The organism is Micromonospora sp. A200 (genome assembly GCF_029893845.1).
In the GTDB taxonomy this organism is placed as follows: domain Bacteria; phylum Actinomycetota; class Actinomycetes; order Mycobacteriales; family Micromonosporaceae; genus Micromonospora; species Micromonospora purpureochromogenes.
In genome coordinates this window covers 1-4158 of record NZ_JARXXY010000081.1, presented here as the reverse complement: position 1 = coordinate 4158, position 4158 = coordinate 1, and the positions used below count along the sequence as shown (strand labels likewise).

Below are 4158 nucleotides of genomic sequence, written 5' to 3'. Positions count from 1 at the left end.
TCCACGGCGGCTGCTCGCCACGCCTCACGGCACGACATCGTAGATCACCCTCCACAAGGGATGAAAGACCCAGAGATCATTTTGTTAGGACCTCTTAGTGCGTGCCGTGGATGGCGTCGAGTGCGGCTCGGAGGTCGGCGGGTATGGGGTCGGCGGCGGTGATCGTGTGTTCGCCGGCTTGGATCTCGACGGTGCAGTAGCGGCGTGCGGTGGTCACGAAACGTTTGATGCTCCAGCCGGTTGTGTTCTCGATCCAGCGGGATACGGCCAGGGCGGCGAACACGATGGTCAGGTGCGCTTCGATCGACTCGCGGGTGTGATGGTAGATCGGTCGGGCGGCAAGGTCGCTTTTGGACATTCGAAAAGGGCTTTTCGACCTGCAGTAGCCGGCTGTAGTCGCCGATCACCTGCTCGGGCTCGGGGTTGGGCAGGTTGGTGATGTAGCCCTTGATCCCGGCCAAGGCACGGTTACGGGCTTCCAACGTCCGGCTCACGCTCTTGACCGCCCCAGTCAGCAGGTACCGGTTGCGCTTGACCGGCGTCTTGCCCGCGACAGCGTTCTCGGCGTTGGCGATCTGCTGGTCGATGCCGCGCAGCGTGCGCCGGGCACGGTCAGCCCGATACTGCTAGAAGATCGTGTGGTCACGGCGCTTGTCGCCGGGTCCGGCCGGCCATGGCTGGACGAACACGTGCCCGTCCGGGATCTCGGCGTCGGGGTGGGTGTCTCGCCACACCTTGACGACGTAGGGCACGTCGGGGACGCGGGCGCCGAGGATGAACGACAGCCCAGAGGCTTCGATCGCGCGTTTGTTCGCCTCGGACACCATCCCGGCGTCGGCCACCACCGTGATGTCGGACAGGTGGTGTGCGTCCAGGAAGGCCCGCAGGACCGGCACCATCGTGGTGGTCTCAGCCCGGTTGCCCTCGAACGCGTGCGCCATCAGCGGGAACCCCGCCCTATCGGTGAGCAGCCCGACGACGATCTGCGGTTCCAGGCGCCTCTCTTTACTGAAGCCGGGCTCGCGGAATCCGTCACCTTCGTCGGTCTCGAAGTACAGCGTCGTCACGTCGTAGAGCAACAACGTCGCCGGCCCGAGGCGCACATGCGCGGCGCAGGCGCCCGCCACGGACCGCCGTCCGGATCAAACGTCGGCTCAGCGTCGTCCTCGACTGGCACGTCCTCGGTCTTCCCGCCGGCGGCGGAAGCCTTGCCTCCCGTGGCGTACACCGGCAGCCGCCGCTTGATCGTCGCGTACGACGGCGCCCGCGCGCCGGCCTCGTCCAGCACCCGCACCGAATCGAGCTTGCTGGTCGGTTCGATGATCCTGGCCAACACCAGCGCCTTGAACACCTCGTCCTGCTCGGCAGCGGCAGCGAACCCCAGGGCGTCGTACCCGCGCCCCAACGCGTCCAGCAGACGCCCGGCACGTGTAGATGTGATCGGCAACGGGTCGCCCCCGTTGGCCGGACTGTCCGGCAGGCGCAGATCCAACTCCTGCTGCCCCGCGGCCAGCCGCTGCCTCGCTACCGCCTTGAGTAGCTCCACGTCCGCGTCCGTGTGCGCGGACCCGATGTGCTCGATGTCCCGCGATCCCCGGCGCTGGGAATGCACGATCTGCACCGCCCGCGCCCCAGACGCCGTCTTCACCGTCCGCACGTACGCCACGACCGACACGATAGAACCCGCTGAATTTGTGTGCTGATGTTACGCATTAGCCCGGCGGAGGCGTTCGGCTGCCTGCGCCCGCAGCGCATCGGCGCCCGCCGGGGTGCCACCGCACAGTGCCATCTCCCGGGCGTTGTACGCAGCCATCCACAAACTGGCCGCCCATGCGATCTCCAGCTCCACGGCCGTGAACAGGCGTCGTCGAATGTTTTGATAAGCCATCAGGAACGCCTCGGAGCTTTCGATCGGCGCCAGCGTGGGCGGCCCGGAACTGGCGAACGACCCGCTCGCCGCTCCCACAAGCGCCGCCTCCGGCTGCCACGCCAGGCTGTCCCAGTCGTGCACCGCCCACACCTGCCAACCCTGCCACCGCAGGTTCTGCGCCTCGAAGTCGGCGTGGCCGAGCACGCACGGCAAGCCGGCGGCCAGCAGCCGCTCCCGGGCCCGCTCAGCCGTCTCGACAATGTGCTCGGACACGACACTCTGGTCCCGGCTGTCGAGAAAGTCGATCGCCGGCCACACCCCAGAATCGGTGTGGTCCCAGCGCACCCAGGGCGGATTCGGCAGCGGCGGCGCGACGGGCACACCGGCAAGTTCGGCCATCAGCCGGGCGAACACCTCCGCGCAGCGCATAGCAATGTCCGGGGAGTCCCCGTGCAACACCTCGCCTCCGGGCCGGAATTCCTCGGCGTGCACGACCAGTGCACCGACACCGACCACCGGCGTGAGCGGCCGTGCGCACGGAAACCCGCGCTCGGCCAGCCGGGCCTGCGCCGCGACACACGACGGGGCCCGGCCGTCGTCGGCGCGCGCCTTGACCACGACGTCCCTGCCACCGGCCAACCGCAGACCGAACACCATCGAGACCTGTCGCGACTGGAACTGCACGTCGGCGGGTTCGCCGCCCAGATGGTCAAGACACCAAGCCGGCAACCAGTCCGGCAGCTCGTCCAACGGCACACTCAGGACTGTGCCATAGTCACCGAACGCACCGGAGGCGAGATCGTCTGCTGGACGATCACCGGACCTCCGTGACGATCCGCCCTGCCACACTTCGCCCGATGCAGTGCCGCAGGCATCACCGACCCGCACCTGTAGCAGCTCCAGTAACTCAACGACCTGGATTAGTGCGCAGTTTCTGCTCTCGCGAACCGGAAACATGCAGGTCACAGCCTCAAGCCGGCCCAGAACCCAGAAATGGCGAGCCAAGTCGGGCCGAGCACGGCTTCTACTGGGAGGTGAAGGCGGTCCGCGCCGACCTCGAGCCGCTGGCCGTGGAGGTCCCCGCGCCCCGCTGACCCCGGCGCCCGAACCTCTCGCGGTGGGTGGAACCAGCGCATGGCTCGGCCTGGTCATCCTCCTCGGCGAGGCCGGCCGCCACGACGGGACGTCGCTCTGTGCGGCAGCCGCACCGCCGGATCTGGTCAGGTGAGTCGGTCTGCTCGCCCTCGCTGATCCGTCAGCGCAGGAATCCCGCCAGGGCTTGCACGAACCACTCGGGATCGTCGAGCCAGGGGTAGTGTCCGCCGCCCGGTTGCACGGCCAGTTCGCCCTGCGGGAACAGGCCGGCGTACTCGGCGGCGCGCTTCGGGGGGAGCGCCACGTCGTACTCGCCGGTGAGGAGGAGGACCGGCGCATCGAGGCGGGTCAGGGCGGACCTGGTGGCATCCGGGTCGGGGCCGCCGGCGGCGTAGTACCCGGCCGCCGCGTCGGGGTTCCTGCCGCCCTCCTCCCGGGCCAGCTGGGCCTGCCGGGCGGCATCCCACCGTCCGTGCATGAACGGGGTGATCGCCGCCCAGTCCTCAGCCGTCGGCTCACCCGACCAGATCCGCTCGAAGGCGGCGAACGCCTCCGGGAACCAGGGCTCTCCGCGGCGCAGCTCGGCTATTTCACGGCGGTCCAGGTCGGTGATCTCCAGACCGACAGGTCGGGGGCTCGGGTTGACCAGCGCGAGCCGGGCCACCCGGTCCGGGTGGCGGGCGGCGTACAGCACCGCGAGGCTGCCGCCGGCCGAGTGCCCGAGCAGGTCGATCCGGTCCCGGCCCAGGTGCACGCGCAGCGCTTCGACGTCGTTGACGAGCCGGTCGCACCGGTAGGTCGCCGGGTCCGCCGGCACGGCGGACTCCCCGGTTCCCCGCAGGTCGAGGCGGACCAACGACCGGTGCGCGGACAGTCCACTCAGGTCACCGAGGTACGCCGAGGCCAGCATCGGACCGCCGGGCAGACAGATCAGCGGATCGCCCGCGCCGACCAGGTGGTAGGCCAGCCGGGTGCCGTCAGCAGTGTCGAATGTGGCCATGCGGCGATCATATCCGCAGGCAGTCCTGTCCAACAGCGACGGATTCCGGGGGTGGATATGCCAATCAGGGCCACCCCTTGAAAGGGGTGGCCCTGATTGAATGGTTGTCCGGCGGTGTCCTACTCTCCCACACCCTCCCGAGTGCAGTACCATCGGCGCTGGAGGGCTTAGCTTCCGGGTTCGGAATGTTACC

Annotated in this window: 2 protein-coding genes and 1 pseudogene; all 3 read right to left on the bottom strand. The window is 68.9% G+C overall.

Annotation, left to right across the window (positions count from 1 at the left end; all coding sequences use genetic code 11):
* Positions 1 to 94 precede the first annotated feature (94 nt).
* The 3 genes and pseudogenes from M2302_RS32930 to M2302_RS32920 all read right to left on the bottom strand — a co-directional run bounded on the left by M2302_RS32930 (position 95) and on the right by M2302_RS32920 (position 3965).
* Positions 95 to 1621 (bottom strand): annotated as a pseudogene (locus M2302_RS32930) (IS1634 family transposase).
* Between the two features lie 84 nt (positions 1622 to 1705).
* Positions 1706 to 2827 carry a phosphotransferase gene (locus M2302_RS32925; RefSeq protein ID WP_280841694.1) on the bottom strand — a complete coding sequence of 374 codons (1122 nt, stop codon included), beginning with the start codon at positions 2825 to 2827 and terminating at the stop codon, positions 1706 to 1708.
* Positions 2828 to 3125: 298 nt separating this feature from the next.
* Positions 3126 to 3965, bottom strand: coding sequence for an alpha/beta hydrolase (locus M2302_RS32920; protein WP_280841693.1), 840 nt, complete (start codon positions 3963 to 3965; stop codon positions 3126 to 3128).
* Positions 3966 to 4158: the final 193 nt, after the last annotated feature.

Bases quoted from the DNA above. Each gene is read 5' to 3' on its own strand.
- M2302_RS32925 (WP_280841694.1), bottom strand. From the start codon at position 2,827: ATGTTTCCGGTTCGCGAGAGCAGAAACTGCGCACTAATCCAGGTCGTT.
- M2302_RS32920 (WP_280841693.1), bottom strand. From the start codon at position 3,965: ATGGCCACATTCGACACTGCTGACGGCACCCGGCTGGCCTACCACCTG.